Here is a 25,739-nt window from a genome sequence, read left to right on the forward strand (position 1 = left end):
GGTAGCTCGCGGAGTTGTTTGGAATGAAGCTTGATGTTCGTTTCACGGCGATCGGCGTGTCGATCGTCCTCGCTTGCCTGGCGCAGCCGGCAGCGGCCCGGACCCGCGAGGCGCCACCGGCGCTGACGTTGATCGATCCACCCGGCTTCTACCAGAACGCAAGCGGTTACGCGGACGCCATCAAGCCGCTGCATGCGTTCATTGCTGAGATCAACAAGGCCGCCGATGAACGTGATCTGGATTGCGTGATGGACTTGCTCGCAGGCTGGGCGAGGGGAAGTGCGCTGCTGACAACAGGCGCGAACTATCAGGGCGATTTCGAACGGTCCTGGGCCGGGACCGATTTCGCGCTCGCGCTGCTGCGCTTCCCGGGCGCGTCCACCAAGGCCGATCATCGATTCCAGCAGATCAAGCCGTGGCTGATCCGGATTGCCGAGGAAACGCGCGATGCCGACCGCATCAACCACCTCGGCAACAATCTGGTCTATTGGGCCGGGCTCGATCTGATGTCGATCGGCACCCTGACGGATCGGGTTGATCTGGTCGATGCCGGCATTTCCCGGGCGCGTCAGGGCAGCGGGGACATCGGGGCCCACGGCGAATTGGAGCGCGAATTGAAGCGCGGCGAGCGCGCGCTGCACTACCACAATTTTGCGCTGACCCCGCTGGTGTTCTGCGCCGAACTCGCCAGCCGCCGGAAGATCGACCTCTATGCGGAGAACAACGGAGCGATCCGTCGGCTCGCCGACCTGATCGTTCGCGCGGTGCAGGATGAGCGCAGCTTCGGCGCTCTCACCAACGTTCCGCAGCAGCTTTTCCCTTGGACGCTTCAGGGAGACCTTGCCTGGATGGAGCCGTACTACGCCCGGTTTCACGATCCGCGCTTGCCGCCAATTCTCAGCTCCAGGAGGCCTCTCATCAATCCGCGGCTCGGAGGCAATGTGACGGCAAGCTGGGGCGCGCCCCTGCCGGACTAAGCGTCGGCCGGAGATGCGCAGTTACCCCGATGAGGTGCGCTTACTCGCTCTCGCTGGTCGCCGGCGCCGCGTACATGTCCCGTGCGCGCCGGGTCACGGCCGCATAGCGCGCGGTCGCGCTGAGGCTGATCAGGCCGGCGCGCACCAGTCCGAGAATGGCGCGGCGCGAGTGGAACGGCCCGGTCTTGCTCGCGGCATATCCGCGCGGGTAGAGCTGCAGGCGTCCGGCGAGCGCTTCCTGCAACGCCAGCTTCTGGGTCGCGCTCAGGCGCCGGCGCCGCGCAGGCTTTTCCGCTTCCGCCAGCATGAGCTCGATACCCAACGATTTCCGTGGCGCGGCCTTCATAGTCAGCTCACACTCCGGCCGACTGGCGCGACCTTCCGCGAGGCCCGGCGCCCGGCCGGCATCGCCATGGACGCCGGCATGTGGCACATCATGGCTTGCGCTGTTGCTCATTCGTAAGACAGAACCGCATTTCGAGCGGCAGCGGCATCTGACGAAAGTCAGGATCAGTTGTGACGAAAGTCATATTCGTTTGCGGCCGCTGCCGGCTTACGCCAGAGTGGGCTGCTCGCTGAGTTGATGGGCAACGCATGATCGATCTGAGCGCGGATTTGCTTGCGGCCGCAGGAGCCGACGTCATCGGTCTCGCCGTCATCGGCGCCGACCGAAGCATGCAGCGGAAGATCGGGCGGCTGGTCGAATGGCTTCCCGCGATCGGCGTCGATTGTTGCGAATGCATGCTGCTGGTCGGCATGGAGGCCGAGCTTGCGGCGCTGGCTCGCGGCCAGCGGGACACGATCGCACTAGCCGGTGTTCGCGGTGCCTCGCCTGACATAGCTCAGCCGATGACGGCGGTCGTGCTGTGGAACGGCGCGCAGTCGCATTACTTCGTCATCGCCATGCCGGACTTCGCGGGACGTCAGGTCGAAACGCTGCTCGGCAGCGAGCGCCGGGCCCGCCGCCTGATGGAGCAGCAGCTCGAGGCGGCGAGCGCGGAAGTACGTTTTGCCTCGCTGGCGCGGACGCGGCTGCGGCTGGCGCGCGATCTGCACGATACGCTGGTGCATTCGATCGTGGCGCTGCTCACCCAGATACGGCTGATCAGGCACTATCTTTCGGCCGCCCCCGCGCGCGTGGCGGACAGCCTTGCAACGGCCGAAGACGCCGCAGCGAGCGGCCTCTCGCGTGCCCGCGAGGCCATCGATCGCCTGCGCACGCCCGATGATTTCAAGCTTGATCCCGATGTCGAGGGACTGCTCAGTGACTTCGCCGCGCGCAGCGGCGTCAGGGTGTCGATCCAGATCGACGAAGAGGCGCGCCCCGGCTTGCGCGATTGCGGCTTGACTGTTCAGCGCATCCTCAGCGAGGCATTGCGCAATGTTCAGGCACATGCGCAGGCACGCCGTGTCTCCTTTCACGCCTTCGAGGAGCCGGCCGCGGTCGGTCGCAAGCTCATCGTCGAGATCCGTGACGACGGCCGCGGCTTCGATCTCGCGGTGCCCACTCCCGGACATTTCGGATTGATCGGGATGGCCGAATTTGCTGAACTCGTCGGCGGAAGCTGCGCGGTGGAGAGCGCGCCCGGACAGGGAACGCTGGTCCGGATCTCGCTCCCCGTGGCGGTGCCGCCGGCAGCATCTGCCGGCGTGCTGGCCGATTGATGTCGTTGCCGCCTATTCAAGACCTTCGAGAGGATGACTAAAGCCCGTGAGCAGAATTGAGAAGGTGCGGGTGCTGATCGCCGAGGATCAGACCCTGATCAGGGAAGGTATCGCCACACTGCTTGCCCAGCAGAACGACGATTTCGAGATCCTTCCCGGCGCGTCCGACGGCGAGCAGGCCATCGAATTCGCGCGGCGTTATCGGCCGGACGTCATCCTGATGGACCTGCAGATGCCGCGTGTCGACGGTATCGCAGCGACCCAGCGGATTCTCCGCGAGCTGCCGCAGACCCATATCGTCGTGCTGACGACATTCGAGACCAACGATCTGATCTTCGAGGCGGTCAGCGCGGGCGCCAAGGCGTATCTCCTGAAGGATGCCAGGATGGAGGAGATCGCATCGACCATCCGCGCGGTGATCAACGGCCAGTCCGGGCTGTCGCCCAGCGTCGCCGCGCGCATCCTCGACGAGTTCAAACGGCTGCGCGGCCCGCGCGTCTCGGCGAAACTGCCGGTTCGCGACGGGCTGACGGCGCGGGAGAATGAAATTCTCACGCTGATCGTCGAGGGCAAGAGCAATACCGAGATCGGCGAGCGGCTGCATTTGGCCGAGGGCACGGTGAAGAACTATGTCAGCACCATCCTGGAGAAATGCCAGGTCAAGAACCGTACGGAACTCGCAATAAAGGCAATAACTTACTAGAAATAATTGCCCGCAATCGCACACCACGCGGTTGATCTGGCTGAGATTGCTCGCCTTTCTCTGGGCCGCGCCGACAAAATTGGCTATAGGATTGTTTCGGATTTGCTTTTTGACACGGCAGGTCCGGATTGCGCGGCTTTGACTAAACAGGGAATGACCATGAAGGGTATCGAGCGCCAGACCAAGGATACCGATGGACTGGCAAGCGCGGCGGCCGGCAACGGCGCGGATGCCGCAGCACATGGCATGGCGGCGATCGATCAGGTCCGCGATCTCCTGTTCGGCGGCGCGCAACGCTCGATTGAGACCAATCTCTCGGGTCTGCGCGAGGAGATGCAGGCTTCGCTGAAGCAGATGCAGGCCGACTTCACCAACGAGCTAACCGCGCTGCAGGCGCGGCTCTCCGACCTGGAGCGGGATACCGAGCAGAAGCGCCTCGACTCGCTGAAGGATGTCGGTGCGGCCATCACCCAGCTCGGCGCTGCCATCAGCGGATTGGGATCCGGCCGCACGGGCAAATAGCATGGCAGCTGCTGCCGGCCAGAATCGCGAGATCGAGCAGCTCAAGACATTGCTGTTTCAGCCCGAGGCGACGCGTCTGACGTCGCTGGAGGCCGACCTCGACTCGCTGCAGCGCTATGTCGGCAATGCCGATCGCCTCGAGACGGCCACCGCCGGCATTCTGGTCGAGGCGCTGGAGCGTGCCGAGGTCAACCGGCCGCGCGAGCTCGCCACCGCGATTGCGCCGGTCGTGGTCTCCGCGATCCGCAGCGAGATCAAGAATTCGCGCGAGCAGATGATCGAGGCGCTCTATCCGATCGTCGGCCGGCTGGTCAGCGCCGCGGTCGCCAATGCGTTCAGGGAACTGGTTGCCTCGCTCGAGCAGCGCATCAATTCGCTGACCTCGGCCCAGCTGTGGGTCGGGCGCGTCAAGTCGCTGGTGACGGGACGTCCGATCAGCGAGTTCGTGCTCGCCGACAGTCCGCCGCAGATCAACCGGCTCCTGATCATCGAACGCGGCAATGGCCGCCTGATCGCCGACTGGAAGCGCGAGGCGACCGTCGACGAGCGCGCCGACCTGCTCAGCGCCATGGTCGCGGCGATCCTCGAATTCTCCGTGCAGGCGCTGGCCGGCGAAGGCAATCTGCAGACGCTCGATTTCGGCGGACGGCAGCTCGCGCTGCGCGCCTCGCCCCGTTTTATCCTGGCGGCGGAGTGCCTGGGACCGCTGCGCCCGGCCGACAATGCCAGGATCAACTCGCTGTTCTTCGATGCAATCGAGCGCATCGACCGTGGCGCGGATTGCGATGGGCCGATGCTCGCCTCGCTCGCAACCGCGATCGAGACCGACGACACGCCGCGGCGGATCGCGAGCCGGCGCGGCAAGGTGATTCTGTTTGCCGTGCTCGCGGCCGTGGCCGCGCTGCTGCTCTGGCTTGCTGCGACCTCGGTGACGCGCGCGCTGCTGGAGCGGCGGACCCATGCCGCACTGGAGCAGCTCGCCGCGAAGCAGCCCTTGCTGGCCACCTTCCCGCTGCGGCTAGACTTCGATCACGGCAAGGCAAGCGTGGCCGTGTCGGGCATCGAGCCGGGCCAGCTGGAGACCGCGCCGGTGATCGACGCGCTCGCTGCGGCCGCGGCACCGTACAAGGTCGTCGACCGCATCGGGCTGGTGTCGACGCCGGAGCAGGCGGCGGCATCGCAGGCCGGCATTGCAGGCCTGCAGCAGAGCCTGACGCGCCTGCAGGCGAGCCTCGACCAGATGCACGAAGCGATGGGTGCGCAGGCGAAGTCCGGCGACCAGAAACATACCGCGCTCGCCGCGCAATATGACAAGCTCGGCGAGCAGTACGCGAAACTGGGCGAGCAAGTTGCGAAGCTGCAGTCCGTCGCCGACGGTCCGGCGGCGCGGCTCGATCGCTTCATCGCCACGACTGCGATCTTCTTCATCAACAATTCAGACGAATTCCTCGACAACGACCAGGCCGATCAGCAGCTGCGCGAGCTCGCCGGGCTGCTGACGAACAACGATCTCAGGCTGCGTATCGTCGGCTATGCCGATCAGAGCGGCACCGAAGGCACCAACAAGACGCTGGGGCGCAAGCGGGCGGAGCAGGTGCAGCGCAAGCTGACCGCGCTCGGCGTCGACCCGCCGCGGCTGATTTTGGTGTCGCGCGCCGCGACGATGCCGATCACCGACCGGCTCGACGCCACCGTCGGCGGCAACCGCCGCGTGGCGTTCGAGACGGTCTACCGAGGCGAAGTGGCCCGCTGATGCTTACCGCAAAAGTCATGCTGCTCGGCGACATGGGGGTCGGCAAGACGTCGATCCTCTATCGGCTGATCTACAACCGGTTCGAGGGCCAGTACAAATCCACGCTGGGCGTTGAGATCCTCAGCCATGACGTGGTGCCGGCGGATGGCAGCGATCCGATGCGCCTCGTGCTGTGGGACACCGACGGCGATTTCGGCACGCAGATTTTCGACACTGTCTATGTCACCGGCGCATCCGCTGCCATCATCGTGTCAGACGTGACGCGGCCGCAGACCGTGACCCGCATGGTCGAGCTGGTCCGCGGTTTCGAGGAGCGCTTCCCGGGGCGGCCCTACCGGGCGCTGCTCAACAAGATCGACCTGCCGGAGGCTGCCGGCAGCGCCGGCGCGATTGCCGAGCTCGCCAAGTCGAGCGTCAAACCGGTCAGCGCCAAGACCGGCGTCGGCATTGCCGAATGCTTTGTCGAGCTCGCCCAGACCATTCGCCGCCGTCAGCTCTAAATTTTTGCTGACGCGTTTTCTTCGCGCGAACCGGCGTCCACTTCGCTCGAAAACGCTTTGCCCAGTAAGCTTAGGCGCAAGTTTGTGTCAGCCGTCCCGACTTCTCGGGGCTGGCGAATCGGGCCGGGACGGCTGACTTCATCGCACGTGGGGCGTACGATGAAACGCTCTCGACATGCGGTGCATGACCGCACGAATCTCTCCCCGAGTGCACCACGCCGTCCCACACTCCGATAGTGACGATGGTCATCTTCCGCTCGGCCAATGGCCTGCCTATCGTCCGCCCGTCACTGGAACCAGTCGCGGGACCAACGGTGTCCCGGGCGCACGGAGCGAGAGAACATGAGCATTTTTGGAAGCATCATGGGTGCAATCTTCGGCCACGGCGCCCAGGCCAAAACCGCCGAGACCACAGCGACGGCGGCGCCCGGTGCCGCACCGGCATCGACGTCAACATCTGCATCTGCATCGCCGGCACCCGGCGCGCCCGCCGCGCAAACGGTCGACGTCGCGGCGATCGTCGACAAGGCGGCCGCTGCCACCGGTGAGAAGCTCGACTGGCGCACCTCGATCGTCGACCTGATGAAGGCGCTCGGCCTCGACAGCAGCCTTGCTGCGCGCAAGGAACTCGCCAAGGAGCTGCACTACACCGGCGATACCAACAACACCGCCACCATGAATGTCTGGTTGCATCAGCAGGTGATGGCCAAGCTCGCGGCCAATGGCGGCAAGCTGCCGGCCGACATCAAGACCTGATCACCGCCTTGAGCCGTGCGTGGCGCTAAGCATGATCCGGAAAAGTGCGAAGCGGTTTTCCCTCGCGACAAACGCGTAGCGTTTGCGCGGAGATCATGCTCAAGCAAAGGGCTAAAGCGCGCCATCGCGCTTTAGCGTCGCGCACGGCTCCGAACCATGTGTATTGCGTGAGGAGCAGTTGCGATGACTTCATCTCATCTTGCCATCCTGAACAGGCCGCGGATCGGCGTCGTTGCCGCTTCGATCGGCGCGGGACTCGGCCTCGCGGTATTGGCGCTGGGCATCACCATCGCCGTCGCGCGCGCCGATAACGCCGGCGACGAGCCGCAGCCGGCGCACGTGAATGCCGGTGTGCAGCGCGCCGCGCAGACTCTGCCGCCGGCGCGGGTCATCCTGCCGGCACCGTGGGAGCGGGCGGCGCCTGCGCAGCCGGTCGCAACATCAGCGAAACCGTCAGACCACAAATAATCTTCGCACCTCCGTCGCGGCCCGCGATCCGCGCATGTGCGTAACGCTCGCTGCGAATGGCCCGCACACCGCCCAGCTCTGGAGCCTCGCCATGCCAGAACAGGTCAAGCTGCCCCGAAAACTCTCTCAGGAGCCCGGCGGTCCGCCGTCGCTGCGGCCGAGCCACCGGCGGGTCATCGAGGACCTCGACCGTTGGGCCAACAGCCCCGGCCTGCAGCCGCCGAGTGACGGAAAACAGCAAGGCGACGACAAGCGCTAGCAAGAGCGCCACCGACGGACCCGCATTTTCGAGGATGCGGGCCAATGATGCCGCCATCAATCAGTTGAACGGCACGCGCGCCCTGGCCGAGAACGTCCAGATCCGGGCCGTGCCGCCGAGGCCGCCATACTCCGCGCCGAGGCCGACCATCGTGCCGCCCGCGAGCCTCGCGTTCAGCCCGCCGGTGACGCGGGCCGACCAGCCCTCCAGCACCAGCGTCGGGTTGACCGGGATGCCGCTCACGGCCAATGCCGCGGCATCGTCCCTGCTGAAATAGTAGTCGCCATAGACGCCGAGATAGGGCGAGAGCACCGCGGCGTCGATCGTTGCCAGCGGATAGCTCAGCTTGACGCCGCCGGATGCGCGGCCGGTGACGAAGTCACGCGCCGTCTGCAGCGTGCCGAGCGTGTCGACATAGGCGTTCTCATGCTCCCACAGCGTGTAGAGGCTCGCGGAGCATGCCGTGGAATCTCGGCGCGCATTGCTTTTGTAACGCGCCGTTGCTAGGCGGCTACGTCATTGCACAATTTGAGAAGGAAGTAGCGCACGGGATTGCCGCATCAGCCGATGAGGCGGCGGGTCATTCTCGTTCAGCGCACGCAAAGCGGGCGATCGATAACGCATGTGCCTCGATCGCCGCTTGAGGCGTGGCGATGGCTACCGCGGCGGCTACGGCCGCAGCGCCGTCGCGACCAGCGCGGTCGAGGGAATCACGAAGGCGTCCCCGACCCGCCCGCGCTCAATCTCGCTCCGGAAGGCGCGCGCAACCGCGGCGCTCTGGTCCGCATCGAGCCCGCTCCAATGCGGCATGAACTCGAACAATTTGTCGACGTCGGCAGGATTGGCGACATTGAGCTTGAAGTCGTGGGTGATCTCGGCGACAGCAGGATCGGAGAAGCCGGCTGCGATCACCGCCGCAGCGAGGCGGCCGGGATCGGCGAGCTCGGCGAGGCCCGTGCACGGCATCGGCGTGACGTTGTCGGGATAGAGCCGCCGGATGATCTGCGAGAGCAAGAGATACACGGCGGCGCCGTCGGCGCTTTTCCAGACCGCGATCGCTGCCGATCCGCCCGGCCGCGTCACCCGCGCCATCTCGCGCAGTCCGGCGCGCCAATCGGGAAACAGCATCACGCCGAACACCGATACCGTCGCATCGAAGGCGGCATCCGGTAAATCGAGTGCCTGGCCGTCCATCTGCCGCGCCTCGATATTTTGCAGGCCATGCGCGCGGACTCGCGCCACCATGCCGGCGGAAAAGTCGATCGCGGTGACCTGCGCGCCGGTGCGGGCGGCGGCCAGCGCCGCAGCACCTGTACCGGTGGCGACGTCGAGCACCTTCGATGACGGACCGATCGGGAGCATCGCGACTGCGGCCTCGGCGAAGTGTGTCGTGAACGGCTGCGACTGCGCCTCGTAGGTCGCGACCATCTTGTCCCAGTGCGCGGGATCGTTGAACGGAAGCGGCTTCGCCTGGTCACTTGGCTGCATGGATCTGGTCCTCGAGGCTTTGTTTGTGTTTGGCGAGCCGGCGCTTGAAATCCTTCGCGAGCGCTTCGAGCGTCACCGCGCCGAGGCGCTTCAGGAAGATCGCCTCGACCTCGCGAAACGTGCCGGACAGCGCGTCATTGACGGACTGTTCGACCAGGCAGCCGGGATTTTCGGAGCGATGGCCCATCGCGACGATCGTGGGCGCGCCGACCGCGCGATAGATGTCGGCGAGCGTGATGTCGGCGGGATCGCGCGCGAGCGTCCAGCCACCGCCATGGCCCTTCTCGGAGCGGATCAGGCCTTGCTCACGCAGGCCCGCCATCACGCGGCGGACAACCACCGGGTTGGTGGCCATCGCCTGTGCAAGTTGCTCCGACGTGACCGGTTCGCCTGCTCCGATCATGTGGAGGAGGCCGTGCAGGACACCAGATAGACGGCTATCGCGTATCATGTAACTCCATATGTTACATGATGGGCCGGTCGTCAAGAGCGGCGATGGCGGGCGCATCATCGTTCCCAGTCGTCCGCTTACCTCCCCTTGAAAAGGCGAGGTCGCTTTGCTCGTCAGAGCAAAGCGGGTGGGGATCAACTCTCTCCGCGAGAAGCCGTGCGTGTGGTTGACCCCCATCCCGACCTTCCCCCTTTCAGGGGGAAGGGGAAGAGATCAGAAGTTGCCCCCTTCAATCGGGAATCGCGTGCCGGAATTCTTGCCGCCGTCCGTTTAATCCCCATTGGGGTCTTGAGAGGCGGGGGCGGGATCGTGGGCAGTGTGGCTGTTGATCGGATGTTGCTGGATGCGGTGGCGCATTATGGCGCGGGCCGCGCGATGGAGGCCGGCACGTTGTGCGGCGATATCCTCACATCAGATCCCGACCATATTCCGGCGCTGCATCTGTCCGCCGTCATCGCCTTCGTGACCGATCGCGCCGCCGAAGGCGCGGTGCTGCTGAACCGGGTGTTCAGCCTCGATCCGCATCACGGACCGGCGTTCGCGACGCTTGGCGATGCGCTCGCCGTGAAGGGCGAGCACGAGGGGGCGGTGGCGGCGTTCCAGCGCGGCGTCACGTTGCGGCCGAAGGATGCCGGCCTGCACATCAAGCTCGGCGTTGCGCTGTGCGAGCTGTCGCGCTTCGACGAGGCCGAGGCGGCGTTTCGCCGCGCGATCGCCCTCGATGGCGGCCTGACGCGGGCGCGGTTCAACCTCGCGGTTGCGCTGGCCGGACAGCAGCGGCCGGTCGAGGCCGAGCAGGCCTATCGCGAGGTGATCGCGCGTGATCCGGCCTATCGCGGCGTCTGGCTCAACCTTGGCAATGCGTTGACCGATCAGAAGAAGCACGACGCCGCCGCCACCGCTTATCGCCGCGGGCTCGGCGCGGATCCCGATCATCCCGGGCTGCACAGTGGCCTCGGTGCGGCCCTCTACCGGCTTGGCCGGCTGGAGGACGCAGTCCTGCACTATCGCCGCGCGGTCGCGCTCGAGCCCGACAACTTCGCGCCGCGGCGCCTGCTGGCCATGGTGCTGCATGAACTCGGCGAGCGCGAGGAGGCGGTCCGTATCTATCGGCAGGTCTCGGCCCGCGATCCGTCCGATCACGTCATCCTCAACAATCTCGGCGCCTGCCTGTTCGAGCTCGGACAGGTCGATGACGCCATCGCCTGCGCCGAGCTGGCGCTGGCGCTCAAGCCGGACTATGCCGCCGCGCACACCAATCTCGGAATCATCTTCGAAGCGCAGAACCTGGTCGAGGCGGCGGTCGCCGCGCATCGGCGGGCCATCGAGCTCGAACCCAATTACGCCAAGGGCCACGCCAATCTTGCGGTCGCGCTGCGCAATGTCGGCGAGATCGATGCGGCGCTGGCGGCCTCGCGCCGGGCCATCGCACTCGACCCCGAACAGCCGCTGGCGCATTACAACCACGCGCATTTCCTGCTGATGAACGGCGAGTTCGAGGAGGGTTTTGAAGAGTATCAGTGGCGCCGCAAGACCAAGATGCTCAGCGAAGGCGATCCGGTGTTCGACGAGCCGGAATGGCAGGGTGAGCCGCTGGCGGGACGCACGCTGCTCTTGTTTGCCGAATACGGGCTCGGCGACGCCATCAATTTCGTCCGCTACGTGCCGATGCTGGCGGGCGAAGGCGGCCGGATCATTCTGCAGGTGCAGCCGGCGCTGGTCTCGCTGCTGCGGCCGATGCTGCCCGATGTCGCGGTGTTCGCGCGCGGCGAGCCGTTGCCGCCGTTCGACCTGCAACTGCCGCTGCTGAGCCTGCCGCGGATTTTCCGCACAACCGTCGAGACGATCCCCACGGCCGTGTCTTATCTACAGGCGGACGCCGTCAGGCTCGCACGCTGGCGCGAGGTGCTCGCCGGCGTGTCCGCGCTGAAAGTCGGCGTGGTCTGGGCCGGCAATGCCAGGCACAAGGGCGACCGCCAGCGCTCGCTGCCGGCGGACGCCGTGCTGCCGCGGCTGGTCACACCTGGCGTGCAGCTCTACAGCCTGCAGAAGGAGCCGCGGCCGGACGATGCCCCGGTGCTGCGGCGCCTCGGTGCGGACATTGTCGACCTCGCGCCGACGCTCGGCGATTTCGCCGACACCGCCGCGGCCGTCTGCGCGCTCGATCTCGTCATCGCCGTCGACACCTCAGTGGCGCATCTTGCCGGCGCGCTGGGCCGCCCGGTCTGGATGCTGTGCCCCTATGCGCTCGACTGGCGCTGGTTGCGCGACCGCGCCGACACGCCCTGGTATCCGACCATGCGGCTGTTCCGCCAGGACAGACCGCAGGCCTGGGAGGGCGTGCTGACGCGGATGTCCGACGCGCTTGCGCACGTCGCACGAGGGGAGCGCGAGCTGTTGCTGCCGCGGGCGGCGGCGACGTGATGAGTTAGCGCGCCATCGGCCGCCTTGGCAGAGCGTTACGCCGCCGAGAGCCGGATCTGGAATTTGCTGCCGGTTGCCTTGGCAAATCGCAGCAACGTTTTGGTGCTTGGAAGCGTCTGGCCGCTCTCGAGCCGGGCGATGGTCGATTGGCTGGTGCCCATCTTGGCTGCGAGCTCGGACTGCGACAGTCCCGCGCGCTGACGCGCCTTGAGCAACTCGGCAGCGATTTCGAACTCAGGCGCGAGCGCATCGTATTCCGCCCGGACCTTCGGATTGGCCAACAGGCGCGCCTTGAGTTTTTCGAACGGTATCGTCATGTAACTTCCTTTGCTCGCCGCAGCGCCAACTCGATCTCACCCGGTGGTGTTTTCTGGGACTTCTTCACGAACGCGCGGACGACCACAACGCGCCGGCCGAAGGCCGTCACATAGAGTGACCTTGCGATTCCATCCCGCCCGGTCAATCGCAACTCCCAAAGCTTGCCGACCAAATGCTTCACATGCGGTTCGCCCAGACTTTCCAGTCCAGCGGCGGCAATGCGCTCCGAAAGGCGGATGAAACGCGCCTGCATGTCGGCTGGCAGCGCCGCGATCTCCTCCGCGACGACCTCGTTGAGGATTTCGACGCTCCAGGACATCACGAGCATATCTCATTTTTGAGATGGAGAGAAGCGGCAATCCACCGGGAAGCGCAGCCATTCTGATCACCCCACGCTCATTCCCTGTGCTCCGCCGAGCAGCTTCGCGTTGAGCCGGCCGCCGTCGAACAGCATTTCACTGACCGCGCCGTCGAGGTCGGAGGTGGTGACCTCTCCGCCGCCGTTGCTGACGATGCTGGCCTGGGCAAGACGGCGCATCAGCTCCTTGATGAAGGCGGCGCTGACGCCTTCGGTGCGTCGCACGGCCTCGTCGATGACGGGCTGTTCGAGCGGCAGGCCCTTGCCATAGAGTCGGATCAGCTTGCCGCGCCCGGTCTCGTCGGGCAGCGGCACCTCGATCGCCTGGTCGATGCGGCCGGGCCGGCCGGCCAGCGCGCTCTCGAGCTCTTCGGGACGGTTGGTGGTCAGCAGGAACAGGATGTCGCAATCCTCCTTCAGGCCGTCCATCTCATTGAGCAGCTTGTTGAGCAGGGATTCCTCGCACGGTCCGCCCATGTCCTCGCGGTCGCGCGCGATCAGGTCGACATCCTCGATCACGACCATGGCCGGCTGCAGCAGGCGGGCGAGGTTCATGTAGGCGCCGAGCAGGCCGACCTGCTCTGCGGTGATGATCAGCGTGGTGTGATCCGGCAGGTTGGTGGCGAGATAGCGAATGGTGTGAGTCTTGCCGGTGCCGGGCGGGCCATACAGCAGGATGCCCTTGCGGGTCGACTGTCCGAGCTTGCGCAGCAGATCGCGGCTTCCGACAAAGCCGAGCACGTTGCGGTCGAGCAGCCGCAGTGTCCGCTCCGGCAGGATCACGTCATCGCGTGCCACCGTCGGCAGCCGATGCACGGTCACGCCGCGGGCACGGCCACGGTAGTCGGCGGCATCTTCCAGCGACAGGATCTTGCCGCGATAGGAGCGCGCCGCATGCACGGCAGCTTCCAGCTCGGCAAAGGTACGCTGCACCAGGCTGTTTCCGGCGGCGCCTGCGGGCACGGCGAGCTCGATCCGCAAGCTCGGCTCGCTCTGATAATCGCGATGGTAGCTGAGCAGCACCGCGTAGCGCAGTTCTTCGGTCTGGCACAGCCACAGTCCATTGGTGAGGCATTTCACCGGCTCGGCTTCCCCGACGTCGATGTCGTGATACTGCGGCGGCGCGATCGCCGGTGCGTTGCGGCTGTTCTCCATCAGCGCGGCTATCGTGAGGGTCTCATAGCGGTGTTGCTCATGAAGGCCGAAGAAATGGATCGGCGCATCGAACAATCTGTCGATCGCGATCTGAACGTCTGCACGCATGTGACCGGGAAACTGCCGCGACCGGGTCATGATCTGGTTGCGCGGCGTCCCGGCAAAATGCCAATCGAGCGCCATGAACGCATATCTGAACTCTTCGCTCGGCAGATTTTCCGAGCTCGCCCGCGCGGCGATCAAGCAGTTGCCGCACAGGCAGACTGTCCTGCGGATGAGAAAGACGTCGGTCGCGGGATCCAGCGCGCCGCAGAGATCGCACGGCCGAGCCGCTTCGGCGGCTGCGGGTGTGATCAGCAATGGATGGCCATTGCTATCGATCAGTTGCTGGGCGGACTCCAGCAGCGCCTTGGCCACCGTCGCGGGATAGGGGCCGCATGCGAATCCGTTCTGGGCCTCGATCCGCGCAGTGATGGCAATCGCTTCTTTCCGAGATTTGCCGAATACCGTGCGTAACAGGTTACGCATGAATTCCAGCGGCGTCCTGTCGTCATCGTGAATGAAGAGCCTGACCGGGCCGTTCTCGGCAAAGACGTCGTGCATGATCACCTCGGAACACAATCGGAAACCAAAAGAACATAACAAGAACATCATGGCGGCCCCTGCGCGTCAAGCGAAAGATTGTCCGGCCTCAGCCCTGGCGTGTGGCGAGCCGATCGGCCGGCTCGGCCTGCCCCGCCCGCCATGCGTAAACGGCGCTCAACACCTGTGACGATTGTGTTGCGGCAAATGCCAAGAGATGGTCGTCGCAGCAGCAAACTTCCGACACATCATCAAGGCGAAAAGGGGCGATCCGACATGGCGCGAGCGCGAGAGCAGAGTCCTCCCGGGGATATGCGGTCGCGCAATTGTTTCAATAAGAGGCCCTCGTGTCGCACAAACTTCGCTTTGCGATCCTTCTCGTCCTCACCTTGTTCGTCTCGCCCGCGCTGGCGCAGCCGGCCGCCAAGCCGGCGCCGCCGCAACCTGGTACCAGCGACGCATTGACGCCCGAGCAGGCGAAGCGCGCGCTCGAGACGCTGCAGGACGACAAGAAGCGCGGCGAGATCATCAACACGCTCCGTGCCATCGCCAATGCCTCGCCGCAGAGCGCGCAGCCGGCGCCCGAGCAGCATTCACCGATCCCGCTCAGCGCGGACAGCCTCGGTGCGCAGCTTCTGCTGATGGTGTCGGAGCAGGTCGGCGAGATGTCGCGCGAGGTCGCCGACGTCGCGCGCACGCTGACGCATTTCCCGGCGTTCTATTACTGGTTCCTGCGCACCGCCAACGATCCCGCGGCCTATGGCCTCCTGATCGACATCGCCTGGAAGCTAGCGCTGGTGCTCGGCTGCGCACTGGCCGCCGAATGGGTGGTGTTCCGCCTGATCAAGCGGCCGGTCGCGTTCCTCGAAGCGCGGCTGCCGCAGACTGCGCGCGTGCCGGTGCAGGCGCTCGCGAGCGCCGATCCGCCGTCGTCGGTTGCCGACGTCACGCCGGAGGGCGATCTGCATCGCCGCCGGCTCAGCCTGGCGCGGGCCTGGCAATCGCTGGTCCGTCTGCCCTTCGTGCTCGGCCGCCTCGTGCTCGAGCTGCTGCCGGTGGTCGTGTTTCTCAGCGTGGCCGCCGCGCTGCTCAGCACCGAGATCGGCAATCAGTCGACCACGCGGCTCGTGATCCTCGCGGTGATCAACGCCTATGCCTTCTCGCGCGCGCTGATCTGTGCGGTGCGCGCGCTGGCCGGCCCGTTCGGCCTGGTCCGCGTCCGTGCCGAGACCGCGGCCTATATCGAGATATGGGCGCGGCGCATCGTCGCCGTCGGGGTCTCGGGGATCTGCTTGGCCAATGTCGCATTGCTGCTTGGGCTGTCCCACGCCGGTTATGCCGCGCTGCTCCGGCTCGTGATGCTTGTCGTGCACCTCTTCATCGTCGTCATCATCCTGCAGTGCCGCCGCCAGGTCGCCGACGTCATCCGTGCGCCGGCCGATCGCACCGGCCTTGCGGCGCGGACGCGCAACCGTCTCGCTTCGCTGTGGCATGTGCTGGCGATCGCGCTCGATCTCGCGCTGTGGGCGGTGTGGGCGCTCAACATCCGCAACGGCTATTCGCTGTTGCTGCAATATTTCGTCGGCACCGTCGCGGTGCTGCTGGTCACCCGCCTCGTCACCATGGTGGTGCTGAGCCTGATCGATCGCGGCTTCCGTATCAGCCCGGACCTGATGCAGCGCTTCCCGGGGCTCGAGACCCGCGCCAACCGCTATTTGCCGCTGCTGCGCAAGGTGGTCACGGCGGTGATTGCCGTGATCGGTTTCGTGGCGCTGCTCGAGGTGTGGGGCGTCGACGCCATCGTCTGGTTCTATGGCGGCCAGATCGGCTCTCGGCTGATCTCGGCGCTGGTGACGATCGGCATTGCCGCGCTCGCCGCGGCCGTGATCTGGGAAGGCGCCAATGCGCTGATGGACCGGCAGATCGACGCGCTGTCGCGCGAGGGGCATTTCGCCCGCGCGGCGCGCTTGCGCACCTTCCAGCCGATGCTGCGCACCGCGCTGTTCTGCATCATCGTCGCGGTGGTCGGGCTCACCGCGCTCAGCGAGATCGGCGTCAATGTCGCGCCGCTGCTCGCCGGCGCCGGGATCGTCGGCATCGCGATCGGCTTCGGTTCGCAGAAGCTGGTGCAGGATCTCATCACCGGGCTGTTCCTGCTGCTCGAGAACACCGTGCAGGTCGGCGACACCGTCACGGTGTCGGGCCTGTCGGGCGTGGTCGAGAACGTCTCGATCCGCACCATGCGGCTGCGGGCCGGCGACGGCTCGGTGCATATCGTGCCGTTCAGCGCGGTGACGACCATCACCAATGCCAGCCGCGGCGCCGGCAATGCCGCGGTCAGCGTCAACGTGTCCTACAAGGAGGACACCGACCGCGCCGGCGAGGTGCTGAAGGACATTGTCGCCGGGATGCGTCAGGAGACCGCGTATCGCGCGTTGATCCGCGGCGATCTCGAATTGTGGGGCGTCGACAAGGTCGACGGCTCGGTCGTGACCATCGTCGGCCAGATCCGCTGTACCGACGGCGGCCGCTGGTCGGTGCAGCGCGAGTTCAATCGCCGCATGAAGCGGCGCTTCCAGGAGGAAGGCATCGAGATCGCCTCGATGGGCCAGACCATCCTGATGCAGCTTCCCCCGCCCTCCGAGCCTGATAGCAACAAGCTGCCGCGCCGCGCGGCGGGCTGATCCCTCTGTCTTGCTCCACCTCTCCCGCTTGCGGGGGAGGTCGGATCGCATCGCAGATGCGATCCGGGTGGGGGCTCTTTCCACGATGTGACTCGCTGAGATACCCCCACCCCAACCCTCCCCCGCAAGCGGGAGAGGGAGCGCAGTCCCTTGGCGGCGGCCGCTCCAGCTTGATCTCAGCTCGCCGTAACGGCTGGGCACGTTGCGCGTCTCATCGTTGCGACAGCGTCTCGCGACGATGAGACGGCAAGGGCCTCGCCGGGCCCTTGGCATGGCTTGCCCTTGGCCGAAAACGCCGCCTTTCTCCTCCTCTCCTGCGATTTCCGCGCTGGCACAGCGCTTGCTCAACGCATCTTCGAATGCGCGGCAAGACGCATTGCATGACTGAACCTCAAGCGAAGGAAGGAAACGCACATGGAGCTTGGCTACTTCACCATGCCCTCGCATCCGCCGGAGTGCGGATTGAAGGAGGGCCACGACTGGGACCTGCAGACGCTGCGCTGGCTCGACGAGCTCGGCTATCAGGAAGCCTGGATCGGCGAGCATCACACCGCACCCTGGGAGCCGCACCCGTCGCCCGATCTGCTGGTCGCGCAGGCGCTGCTGCAGACCAAGAACATCCGCATCGGGCCGGGCGGCTTCCTGCTGCCGTATCATCACCCGGCGGAGCTCGCCAACCGCGTCGCGATGCTCGACCATCTCTCGAACGGGCGCTTGAACTTCGGCGTCGCGGCCTCGGGCCTGCCGAGCGACTGGGCGATGTTCAACGTTGACGGCATGTCCGGGCAGAACCGCGACATGACCCGCGAGGCGCTCGAGATCATCCTGAAGATGTGGTCCGAGCCCGGACCCTGGACGCACAAGGGCAAGTACTGGACGGTGTCGAAACCGGACACGATGTTCGACTTCCTGAAACCCCACATCAAGCCACAGCAAGCACCGCATCCGCCGATCGGCGTCGCCGGCCTGTCGAAGAACTCGGACACGCTGAAGCTCGCCGGCGAGCGCGGCTTCATTCCGATGAGCCTCAACCTCAACCCGGCCTATGTCGGCAGCCATTGGGACTCGGTCGAAGCCGGCGCGGCCAAGACCGGCCGCAAGCCGAGCCGCAGGGATTGGCGGCTGGTGCGCGAGGTGTTCGTCGCCGACACCGACGAGGAGGCGTGGAGGCTGTCGACCGGCGACATGATGGGCCGGATGATGGGCGAGTATTTCCTGCCGCTGCTCGGCCATTTCGGCTTCAAGGACTACCTGAAGCACGCCCCCGACGTGCCCGACAGCGACGTCACCGTCGAATATTGCGCGCGCCGGAATTGGATCGTCGGCTCGCCCGCGACGGTCACCGAGAAGATCGAGAAGATCTATCAGGAGGTCGGCGGCTTCGGCGTCCTCTGCGTGTTCGGCTTCGACTACAAGCACAAGCCGGAAGCCTGGCGGCACTCGCTGGACCTGCTCAAGAACGAGGTGATGCCGCGGCTCAAGCACCTCGGCGCCGAGTTCGAGAAGGCTGCATGACAGATAGGCAGGGTGCGGGGCTTGCCTCGCACCCTGTCTCGCATATCTTCAAGGGAACTATTCCGGTTCAGGGTCAGGGCATGACGGTCGACGCACAGAGTTTCAAGCAGGCAATGCGGCATTGCGCGGGCGCGGTGGCGCTGGTGACGGTCGGCCGCGAGCCGGGACAGCGCACCGGCCTGACGGTGACCTCGGCCTGCTCGCTGTCGGATAACCCACCCTCGGTGCTGGTCTGCGTTAACCGTAATGCCAGCGCGCATGAGCGCATCCGCGCCGAGCGCCATTTCGTCATCAACTTCCTGAACGAAGACCACGCGCTGCTGGCGCTGACCTTCTCCGGCCAGAAGGGCGTCAACGGCGACGACCGCTTTGGCTTCGGCCGCTGGACCACCGGCGCGACCGGCGCCCCGGTGCTGGAGGATGCGGTGGCGGCGTTCGACTGCGTGCTGGCGCAGGAGCTCGAGACCAAGACCCATTCGGTCTTCATCGGCGAAGTCCAGCATGTGCGCGCCGTGACCACGGTCGATCCGCTGATCTATCTGCGCAGCGGCTTCCAGAGCGTGCGCAACATCCATGACCCGATCACGCTCGGCGACGTCGACGCGCGGCGCGTCAGCTGGAACGAGTTTTCCTGAAGCGGCTGGCGGGTGGCACGCCTCCGATAGTCAATCAGCACCGCTGACCAATCCCGATCACTTTGATGAGCGCGCCATGCGCGGGAGCGGCATGCTATAAGTGTCGCCGCGCATGCAGGAGCGATCGATGAGGCGGCGCGAGCTTTTCAACACCTCTCATCAGCACGACGTCCGGCTGGTCTCGTCCTGCGACCGCACAGCGCTCGTCGATGCATCGATCAATTGGTGCGCACATCGCGCTTGACGGCGGCAACCGGGAGACAGCAGCGCACCCCAGAATCTCTCGTCAACAACAAGTGAGGCCCAATCATGAAGATCGTTGTGATCGGCGGCACCGGGCTGATAGGCTCCAGGACCACAGCCATTCTGCGCCAGCGCGGCCACGAGGTCGTCGCCGCCTCGCCCAAGAACGGCATCAACACCATCACCGGCGAGGGGTTGAAGCAGGCCGTGGCCGGCGCGGCCGTGGTGATCGACCTGGCCAATTCGCCGTCGTTCGAGAACAAGGCGGTGATGGAGTTCTTCGAGACCTCCGGCCGTAACCTTCTCGCGGCGGAGAAGCCGGCCGGCGTCCGGCACCATGTCGCGCTCTCGATCGTCGGCACCGACCGCACGCCCGAGAACGGCTACTTCCGCGCCAAGATGGCGCAGGAGAAGTTGATCGAGGCCGCCGGCATTCCCTACACCATCATCCGCGCGACCCAGTTCATGGAATTCGTCGGAGCCATTGCTGATGCCGGCGCAGTCGGAAATACGGTCAGGCTCTCGCCCGGTCTGTTCCAGCCGATCGCGGCGGAGGACGTGTCTGCGCTCGTCGCCGATGTGGCGCTGGAGCCGCCGCGCAACGGTATCGTCGAGATCGCCGGTCCCGACCGCGCGCCATTCAACGACATCGTGGCCCGTTACCTGAAGGCAAAAGGCGATCCGCGTCAGGTGGTGAAAGACCCTGACGCGCTGTATTGGGGTGGCCGGGTCGAGGAGCACTCGCTGGTGCCATTGGGCGAGGCGCGGATCGGCCGCATCGATCTGAACGAATGGCTGCGCCGCTCGCGGCCGGCCGCCTGACGGCGGCGTCTATTTGAGCCACACCAGCAGCGGAACGGGCGCGCGGCCCTCGCAGGACAGCGTGCCCTCGTAATTGTGCGTCTTGCGAGCGCTGTAGGTGCAGGGCGCGCCGTCCAGCACCAGCTCGGCCGTCACCTGCGGATCCGCACCCGTGATTTGCAGCTTGATCTCTCCGGCGCGCTCCTCCGGTCCGTCCCGGGTGCAGATTCCCACATGCTTCATCTTCAGCGGTCCGGAGAATTGCTTGCGCGCATCCGGTCCGCTTTCGGTGAGATGCCCGGTCAGCTCCCATTCGCCGAGCACGCCAGCCTGGCCGAGTATCTCCATCGCGCCGAGCGGCGGCACGTGGCAAAGACAGAGCGCAACGGCGCCGAGCAGCGCCGCACCGTTGCGCCATGTCGTCAGCGGCATCACAGCTTGCTTCCGGTCGTCTGTCGCAATTCGATCAGCTCCGGCCGCGACAGATCGGCATCCGCGGTAAGCCGGGCGATCTGATCAGCGCATTCCCGGGTCTTGGCCTGATCGCCGGACGCCTTGGCGCTCTTGATCATCCCGACATAGGCCGCCAGCCGGTTGGGCTCTTTCTTGAGCACCGCCTCATAGGCGGCAAGCGCGTCGGCGGCGTTGCCGCGATCGAGCAGCATCGCGGCGTAGAGCTCGCGCGCCGGCGCGAGCGGTCCCGGGGTGACGGGATGCTTCTCGGTCTTGTCTTCCGCCTCCGCGGCGGCATTCATCGCGCCGAGCGCCTCGTCGTATCTGCCTTCGGCGTACAGCACCCAAGCGCTCGCGATCTGCTGCTGGATGTCGACGATGTTGGACCAATAGGCATCCTTGGCGTCTTTCAGCTTGTCGCGCAGCTCGGCGAGCTTGGCGACATCGGCCTTGGCGGCGGCCGGGTCACCGGAGCGCGCGGCGCCGACCGCCCGCGCGAAATAGGTGACGGCGTCCGCATAGGCGTACTTGGTCGGACGGACCTGAAGCGCGGCAGCCCCCTTCCAGTCGCCGCGCTCGAACACATAGCGAGCCTGGCTTGCCGCCACCGCGTAGGGCCCGGCGAACCGATCCTGTTTGAACTCGAGCTTGCCGAGTTCGTCGACCACCGCGCGCGCCTCCTTGTCCTGGCCCAGCTGAAGATAGGCATAGACCAGATAGTCCATCGCGTGCGCCTGATCCTGCTGTTCGCCATCTTCCTTTGCGATGCGCGCGGATTCCTTGTTCGAGGCGATCGACTCCTTCCAGTAGCCGACACGCGTGAAGATGTGCGACGGCATGTGCTGGGCATGCGGCGCGCGTTCGGCGATCTTGGCATAGCGCATCGCCGCGGGGAGGCCCTTCTCCGCGAGTGCCGGATAGTCGTACAAATGGATCAGATAGTGGGCGATGCCCGGATGCTCGGGCTGGCGCTTGAAGATCGGTTCGAGCAGCGCCGCGCCTTTCAGCTGGTTGGCATAGGTCTTGTCGGTTGGAGATGCCGCGACGTTGAGCGTGATCGCATAGGCGATCTGGGCCTCGTCATCGTCGGCATAGCGCGTTGCGACCTGCTCTTCGGCCGCGAGGAATCGCTGCACGCGGGTGCGGTGATCGACCTTGTCATAGTCGACATACATCGCGGCGATCGCATCGATGTATTCGCGCTCGCGCGGCGTCTGCGCACCCAGCGCCTGGCCTTTCTTCACTGCTTCGAGACCGAGCGGAAGATTCTCCGGCGGCGGCGGCCCGTGCGGGTTGTAGAGATAGCTGAGCGCGATCCCCCAATAGGCGATGGCGCATTGCGGATCGGCCTCAAGCACCTCCTCGAAGGTGCGTCTCGATGCGCTGTACCAGAACGAATGCTGATACAGCATGGCGCGATCAAACGCCTCCTGCGCTCCCGGTTTGCAGGACGTCGCAAAATGGACTTTGCCCAATCGTTGTTCAGTAGAATCCGAGGCCGCAGGCTGCGAAATGGTCGCGGCAACCAGGCCAACGACCACAGCGAGGGGAAACCGTGTCATGGGACCCGCTCCGTGGCGTTGAATGAAAGGCGTAGGATAGCACCTTTCCCGCACGGCCGGAACAACAGGTGTTGTTCGGGTCTGGCTGTCCAGCTCGATCCCTAACGCCTTGATCTTCCGGTACAACGTCGCGCGGCTGAGCCTGAGCGCCCTGGCAGCGTCCGTCACTCTTCCGTTATGGGCGCGCGAAGCATCGACGATCGCGGCGCGCTCGCTCGCCGCGTGATCGGCCGCGGTGATGAGCCCTCCCTTGCCGTTGGCCGCGCTGGCCCCTCGAACCCTCGTGCGGCAGGGCGCTCTTATCTGAGCGCATGAAGGGCCGGGTTAAGGCTGCCCCAGGGGATATTGCGAGGAATCGCTTCGACGGCCCCCGTCTGCGAGTGGCGTCGAAAAAGAATGTTCGATTTGCCGGATAGCTCGACCGCCTTGACGACCTCTCCCGAGCGCTGGCGGACGAGAGTGCCGGCGGTGACGTAGCAACCGGCCTCAACAACACAATCGTCGCCAAGCGCGATGCCGGTGCCGGAATTGGCGCCGAGCAAACAGCGCTCGCCGATCGACACGACCTGTTTGCCGCCACCGGAAAGGGTGCCCATGATCGATGCGCCGCCACCGATATCCGTGCCATCGCCAACCACAACGCCTGCGCTAATGCGTCCCTCCACCATGGAGGTCCCCAAGGTTCCGGCGTTGAAGTTGCAGAACCCTTCATGGAGCACAGTCGTTCCGCGTCCCAGATAAGCACCTAGTCGCACTCGGCTGGCATCGGCGATGCGGACGCCCTCTGGCACGACGTAGTCGGTCATGCGCGGCAGCTTGTCGATGCTGCGTACCTCCAGGGTGAAGGACGATGCGCGAGCGGCCCAGCGAAGCGCTTCAATCTGCTCGGGCAAGCAAGGTCCCATAGACGTCCAGGCGACATTTGCAAGAATGCCGAACATTCCATCCAGATTGGCGCCGTGTGGCCGGATGAGGCGGTGACTCAGGAGATGAAGGCGCAGATAGACATCGTGAGCATCTTGCGGAGGTTGAGTCAGATCCTCAATGACGGTCTTGACCGGGATCACAGAAACTGCGCGGCGGGCATCAGCGTGCAAGCACGCCGTTGCTCTCTGATCCAAGGCAGCGGTGGCCTGCTCAGCCGTGAGCACCGTTGACCCGGATGGGCCGAACGAATGGCCGAGCCTCGGCGCCGGGAACCAGGTGTCGAGGACAGTGCCATTATCCGCGACCGAGGCCAGGCCATAGCCTTCCGCGCCTGGCTCTTCATGGCGTGCTTCTGTCACGTCAGATCATCCTTCCATTTGCGATTGGAATGCTATTCGAAAAATGGCACAGCAACGCGTCACCATTTTCCCAGATTGTCCGATCTTGGCTGTCCTTGTCCATCATGCCGGATCGTGACGGCGTTGGACGCACTGACCGATCTAGCCGTCCAGCCCGATCTTCAACGCCTTGATTTTCCGGTACAACGTCGCGCGGCTGAGCTTGAGCGCTTTCGCCGCGTCGTTCACCCGGCCGCCATTGGCGCGCAAGGCTTCGGCGATCGCGGCGCGCTCGGTCGCCGCGTGATCGGCCTCCATGATGCGCGCACCGAACGGCGGCAGATCGAGATCGGCCTCGGTGATGACGCCGCCGTCGGCGGTGGCCCCCGCGAGCCGCAGCACGTGGCGGAGCTGGCGCATGTTGCCGGGGAAGGGATAGGCCATCAGCTGTGCCCACGCATCAGCCGAGATGCGGCAGTGCGGCGCTTCCTCGTCGGCGATCTGCACGATGATGTCCCTGCGGTCCGCGCGTTCCCGCAAGGCGGGCAACCGAATCTCCATCCCGCGCAGCCGATAATACAGATCGGAGCGGAAGCTGCCGTCCTCGGCCATCCCTGCGAGGTCGCGATGGGTGGCGCTGATCAGGCGGATGTCGACGGGTACCGGCTTCAGCGCGCCGAGCGGCCAGACCTCGCGATTTTCCAGCACGCGGAGCAGCCGCGTTTGCAGCGACAGCGGCATGTCGCCGATCTCGTCGAGGAACAGCGTGCCGCCGCTCGCCTGCACGATCAGCCCCTTCGATCCCTCGCGCCGCGCGCCGGTGAAGGCGCCGGCCTCGTAGCCGAACAACTCGGCGTCGATCAGGCTCTCCGGCATCGCCGCGCAGTTCAGCGCGACATAGTTGCGGCCGGCGCGATTGCTGGCCGCATGAATGGCGCGCGCGAACACGTCCTTGCCGGCGCCGGTCTCGCCCCGCAGCAGGATCGGCAGATCGAGATTGCCGACCGTCATCAGCCGCTTCACGCCCTTGATCAGCACGGGATCGCGGCCCGCGAGCCGGTGCAGGCCTGAAAACTGTCCGGCCGGCGTTTCGCGCGATGGTGTCGGCAGCGGACGGGAGACACGCGCGCGCACCGGCGGCGCCACGCGGCCGCGGCCCCACGGCGTGCCGTCGGCCCGGCGCAGCGGGACCGGCTCGTCCGAGGCCCGCGTCGCGCGGTCGTCCAGTTGAATCAGGCGCGACAGGTCGATGCCGTCATCGATCATCGCGTCTGTCAGGCCGAATACGCCGCGCGCGGTGCGGCAGGCGCCGACGACGCGGCGGTCGTCGTCATAGGCGAGCATGCCGTGGCCGTCGCCGGGCAATGTCGCGATCCAGGACGCGCGGTAGCGCCGGCGGAAGAACGACTGCTCGATCCGCCGTGTCGCCTCCGCGGTGACGGCGAGTGCCAGTTCATGCGCGCTGCGGCCGAGATCGCTGCGGCAGGAGGTGATGTTGACGGCGCCGGCGAGCCGGCCGGCATGATCGAACAGCGGTGACACCGCGCAGGTGAACATGTGCCACTGCTCGCGGAAATGCTCGTCGCCATGCACGATGATCGGCCGCTGCTCGGCGAGCGCGGTGCCGAGCCCGTTGGTGCCCTCAAAAGTCTCGGCGAAGTTCGAGCCGGTGTAGATCTTCCATTCCAGGAACATCCGCGCGTAGTCGCCGCCGGGCAGCCGGCTCACCAGCATCGTGGCGTTGGGATCGGCGAGGTTGACGCAATAGCCGGAGTCGTGGAGCACGCGGGCAAGATCCTCGAGCTCCGGGATCGCGACCTGGATCAAATCCTCCATCGGCTCGGCGATGTGCCGGACCTCGGCCTCGGTCAGGGTCTGCGGCGGCCCGCGCCGGGCCGGATCGAGGTTGTGATTGACCACGCAGCGCCGCCAGGACGCGGCGATCCGCGCCTCGGTGTCGACGCCAGCCAACTGATTGGCTGTCGATAAAACACGGGCGACGTGATTTGAGGCCGAAAGATTGGCCATCCAGAGGTCTCCACCCCTCATTTTTCGCGAAGTCTGGCACCCCGACGGCGAATGTCAATTGGCCGACGGGGTCGCGGGGAGGGGACCTTGGAGGGAGGGGGCGCTCTATCTGTGATTCCCCGATGCGCAATTGCGCATCTGAGGGCGTGCGAAGCACGGACCCGGAATGTGATG

General features: G+C 65.8%; 25 protein-coding genes and 1 pseudogene. 14 read left to right on the forward strand and 12 right to left on the reverse strand.

All coding sequences use genetic code 11. The annotated features are described in order from the left end of the window. Window positions 1-23: 23 nt before the first annotated feature. Entirely contained in the window at window positions 24-977 is a 954-nt protein-coding gene (locus Q0030_RS14990; RefSeq protein WP_298368260.1) for an alginate lyase family protein, read from the forward strand. A 40-nt stretch (window positions 978-1,017) separates the two neighbouring features. Here Q0030_RS14990 and Q0030_RS14995 read toward each other — a convergent pair whose 3' ends face one another. Then, window positions 1,018-1,434, reverse strand: a complete 417-nt coding sequence (locus Q0030_RS14995; RefSeq protein WP_298368262.1) for a hypothetical protein — start codon at window positions 1,432-1,434, stop codon at window positions 1,018-1,020. A 137-nt stretch (window positions 1,435-1,571) separates the two neighbouring features. Between Q0030_RS14995 and Q0030_RS15000 the strand changes: the two genes are divergently transcribed. From Q0030_RS15000 to Q0030_RS15035, 8 genes are all read left to right on the forward strand, one after another. After that, entirely contained in the window at window positions 1,572-2,642 is a 1,071-nt protein-coding gene (locus tag Q0030_RS15000) for a histidine kinase (RefSeq protein ID WP_298368264.1), read from the forward strand. 46 nt (window positions 2,643-2,688) lie between these two features. After that, the gene (locus tag Q0030_RS15005) at window positions 2,689-3,345 is read left to right on the forward strand and encodes a response regulator transcription factor (RefSeq protein ID WP_050406118.1); all 657 of its coding nucleotides are present in this window, start codon (window positions 2,689-2,691) and stop codon (window positions 3,343-3,345) included. 6 nt (window positions 3,346-3,351) lie between these two features. Continuing rightward, window positions 3,352-3,867 (forward strand): hypothetical protein, encoded by a 516-nt coding sequence (locus Q0030_RS15010; protein WP_298368270.1) that lies wholly within the window; start codon window positions 3,352-3,354, stop codon window positions 3,865-3,867. 1 nt (window position 3,868) lies between these two features. Continuing rightward, a complete protein-coding gene (locus Q0030_RS15015; RefSeq protein ID WP_298368272.1) occupies window positions 3,869-5,620 on the forward strand; it encodes an OmpA family protein in 1,752 nt (583 codons plus the stop codon). After that, on the forward strand, window positions 5,620-6,120 hold the full coding sequence (locus Q0030_RS15020; protein WP_298368275.1) for a Rab family GTPase: 501 nt from the start codon (window positions 5,620-5,622) through the stop codon (window positions 6,118-6,120). The genes Q0030_RS15015 and Q0030_RS15020 overlap by 1 nt, the downstream gene beginning before the upstream one ends. Window positions 6,121-6,462: 342 nt before the next feature. Further along, window positions 6,463-6,876: a DUF3597 domain-containing protein gene (locus tag Q0030_RS15025; RefSeq protein WP_298368276.1), complete on the forward strand. Its 414-nt coding sequence runs from the start codon at window positions 6,463-6,465 to the stop codon at window positions 6,874-6,876. 183 nt (window positions 6,877-7,059) lie between these two features. Next, entirely contained in the window at window positions 7,060-7,344 is a 285-nt protein-coding gene (locus Q0030_RS15030) for a hypothetical protein (RefSeq protein WP_298368279.1), read from the forward strand. Between the two features lie 91 nt (window positions 7,345-7,435). Continuing rightward, window positions 7,436-7,603 carry a hypothetical protein gene (locus tag Q0030_RS15035; protein ID WP_298368281.1) on the forward strand — a complete coding sequence of 56 codons (168 nt, stop codon included), beginning with the start codon at window positions 7,436-7,438 and terminating at the stop codon, window positions 7,601-7,603. 60 nt (window positions 7,604-7,663) lie between these two features. Here Q0030_RS15035 and Q0030_RS15040 read toward each other — a convergent pair whose 3' ends face one another. The 3 genes from Q0030_RS15040 to Q0030_RS15050 form a co-directional block, all read right to left on the reverse strand. Then, complete coding sequence (locus Q0030_RS15040) at window positions 7,664-7,915, reverse strand: hypothetical protein (protein ID WP_298368283.1); 252 nt, start codon at window positions 7,913-7,915, stop codon at window positions 7,664-7,666. Window positions 7,916-8,272: 357 nt separating this feature from the next. Beyond that, window positions 8,273-9,091 carry a class I SAM-dependent methyltransferase gene (locus Q0030_RS15045; RefSeq protein ID WP_298368285.1) on the reverse strand — a complete coding sequence of 273 codons (819 nt, stop codon included), beginning with the start codon at window positions 9,089-9,091 and terminating at the stop codon, window positions 8,273-8,275. Next, window positions 9,078-9,542, reverse strand: coding sequence for an Rrf2 family transcriptional regulator (locus Q0030_RS15050; protein WP_298368793.1), 465 nt, complete (start codon window positions 9,540-9,542; stop codon window positions 9,078-9,080). The genes Q0030_RS15045 and Q0030_RS15050 overlap by 14 nt, the downstream gene beginning before the upstream one ends. A gap of 333 nt (window positions 9,543-9,875) precedes the next feature. Between Q0030_RS15050 and Q0030_RS15055 the strand changes: the two genes are divergently transcribed. After that, the gene (locus Q0030_RS15055) at window positions 9,876-11,966 is read left to right on the forward strand and encodes a tetratricopeptide repeat protein (RefSeq protein ID WP_298368795.1); all 2,091 of its coding nucleotides are present in this window, start codon (window positions 9,876-9,878) and stop codon (window positions 11,964-11,966) included. Window positions 11,967-12,001: 35 nt separating this feature from the next. Here the strand turns inward: Q0030_RS15055 and Q0030_RS15060 are convergent, their stop codons facing one another. From Q0030_RS15060 to Q0030_RS15070, 3 genes are all read right to left on the reverse strand, one after another. Further along, window positions 12,002-12,283, reverse strand: coding sequence for a helix-turn-helix transcriptional regulator (locus tag Q0030_RS15060; RefSeq protein WP_207833640.1), 282 nt, complete (start codon window positions 12,281-12,283; stop codon window positions 12,002-12,004). Beyond that, window positions 12,280-12,603, reverse strand: a complete 324-nt coding sequence (locus Q0030_RS15065) for a type II toxin-antitoxin system RelE/ParE family toxin (RefSeq protein WP_298368289.1) — start codon at window positions 12,601-12,603, stop codon at window positions 12,280-12,282. The genes Q0030_RS15060 and Q0030_RS15065 overlap by 4 nt, the downstream gene beginning before the upstream one ends. Window positions 12,604-12,669: 66 nt before the next feature. Further along, window positions 12,670-14,400, reverse strand: a complete 1,731-nt coding sequence (locus Q0030_RS15070) for an ATP-dependent Clp protease adaptor ClpS (protein WP_298368291.1) — start codon at window positions 14,398-14,400, stop codon at window positions 12,670-12,672. Window positions 14,401-14,726: 326 nt separating this feature from the next. Here Q0030_RS15070 and Q0030_RS15075 point away from each other — a divergent pair, with 326 nt between their 5' ends. From Q0030_RS15075 to Q0030_RS15090, 4 genes are all read left to right on the forward strand, one after another. Continuing rightward, window positions 14,727-17,063, forward strand: coding sequence for a mechanosensitive ion channel domain-containing protein (locus Q0030_RS15075; RefSeq protein ID WP_298368294.1), 2,337 nt, complete (start codon window positions 14,727-14,729; stop codon window positions 17,061-17,063). Window positions 17,064-17,477: 414 nt separating this feature from the next. Next, a complete protein-coding gene (locus tag Q0030_RS15080; protein ID WP_298368296.1) occupies window positions 17,478-18,578 on the forward strand; it encodes an LLM class flavin-dependent oxidoreductase in 1,101 nt (366 codons plus the stop codon). Between the two features lie 80 nt (window positions 18,579-18,658). Further along, window positions 18,659-19,213 (forward strand): flavin reductase family protein, encoded by a 555-nt coding sequence (locus Q0030_RS15085; RefSeq protein ID WP_298368797.1) that lies wholly within the window; start codon window positions 18,659-18,661, stop codon window positions 19,211-19,213. 309 nt (window positions 19,214-19,522) lie between these two features. After that, window positions 19,523-20,278: an SDR family oxidoreductase gene (locus tag Q0030_RS15090; protein WP_298368299.1), complete on the forward strand. Its 756-nt coding sequence runs from the start codon at window positions 19,523-19,525 to the stop codon at window positions 20,276-20,278. Between the two features lie 9 nt (window positions 20,279-20,287). Here the strand turns inward: Q0030_RS15090 and Q0030_RS15095 are convergent, their stop codons facing one another. The 5 genes and pseudogenes from Q0030_RS15095 to Q0030_RS15110 form a co-directional block, all read right to left on the reverse strand. Then, window positions 20,288-20,689: a hypothetical protein gene (locus tag Q0030_RS15095; protein ID WP_298368301.1), complete on the reverse strand. Its 402-nt coding sequence runs from the start codon at window positions 20,687-20,689 to the stop codon at window positions 20,288-20,290. Continuing rightward, window positions 20,689-22,122: a hypothetical protein gene (locus Q0030_RS15100; protein WP_298368304.1), complete on the reverse strand. Its 1,434-nt coding sequence runs from the start codon at window positions 22,120-22,122 to the stop codon at window positions 20,689-20,691. The genes Q0030_RS15095 and Q0030_RS15100 overlap by 1 nt, the downstream gene beginning before the upstream one ends. A gap of 267 nt (window positions 22,123-22,389) precedes the next feature. Continuing rightward, window positions 22,390-22,575, reverse strand: a pseudogene (locus Q0030_RS40580) (helix-turn-helix domain-containing protein); the annotation flags it as partial. After that, window positions 22,572-23,558, reverse strand: a complete 987-nt coding sequence (gene dapD, locus Q0030_RS15105) for a 2,3,4,5-tetrahydropyridine-2,6-dicarboxylate N-succinyltransferase (protein ID WP_298368305.1) — start codon at window positions 23,556-23,558, stop codon at window positions 22,572-22,574. The pseudogene Q0030_RS40580 and the gene dapD, both read right to left, overlap by 4 nt. A gap of 141 nt (window positions 23,559-23,699) precedes the next feature. Beyond that, window positions 23,700-25,565: a sigma-54-dependent Fis family transcriptional regulator gene (locus tag Q0030_RS15110; protein ID WP_298368307.1), complete on the reverse strand. Its 1,866-nt coding sequence runs from the start codon at window positions 25,563-25,565 to the stop codon at window positions 23,700-23,702. Between the last annotated feature and the right edge of the window lie 174 nt (window positions 25,566-25,739).

It is taken from the genome of uncultured Bradyrhizobium sp. (genome assembly GCF_947648125.1).
Taxonomy (GTDB): Bacteria; Pseudomonadota; Alphaproteobacteria; order Rhizobiales; family Xanthobacteraceae; genus Bradyrhizobium.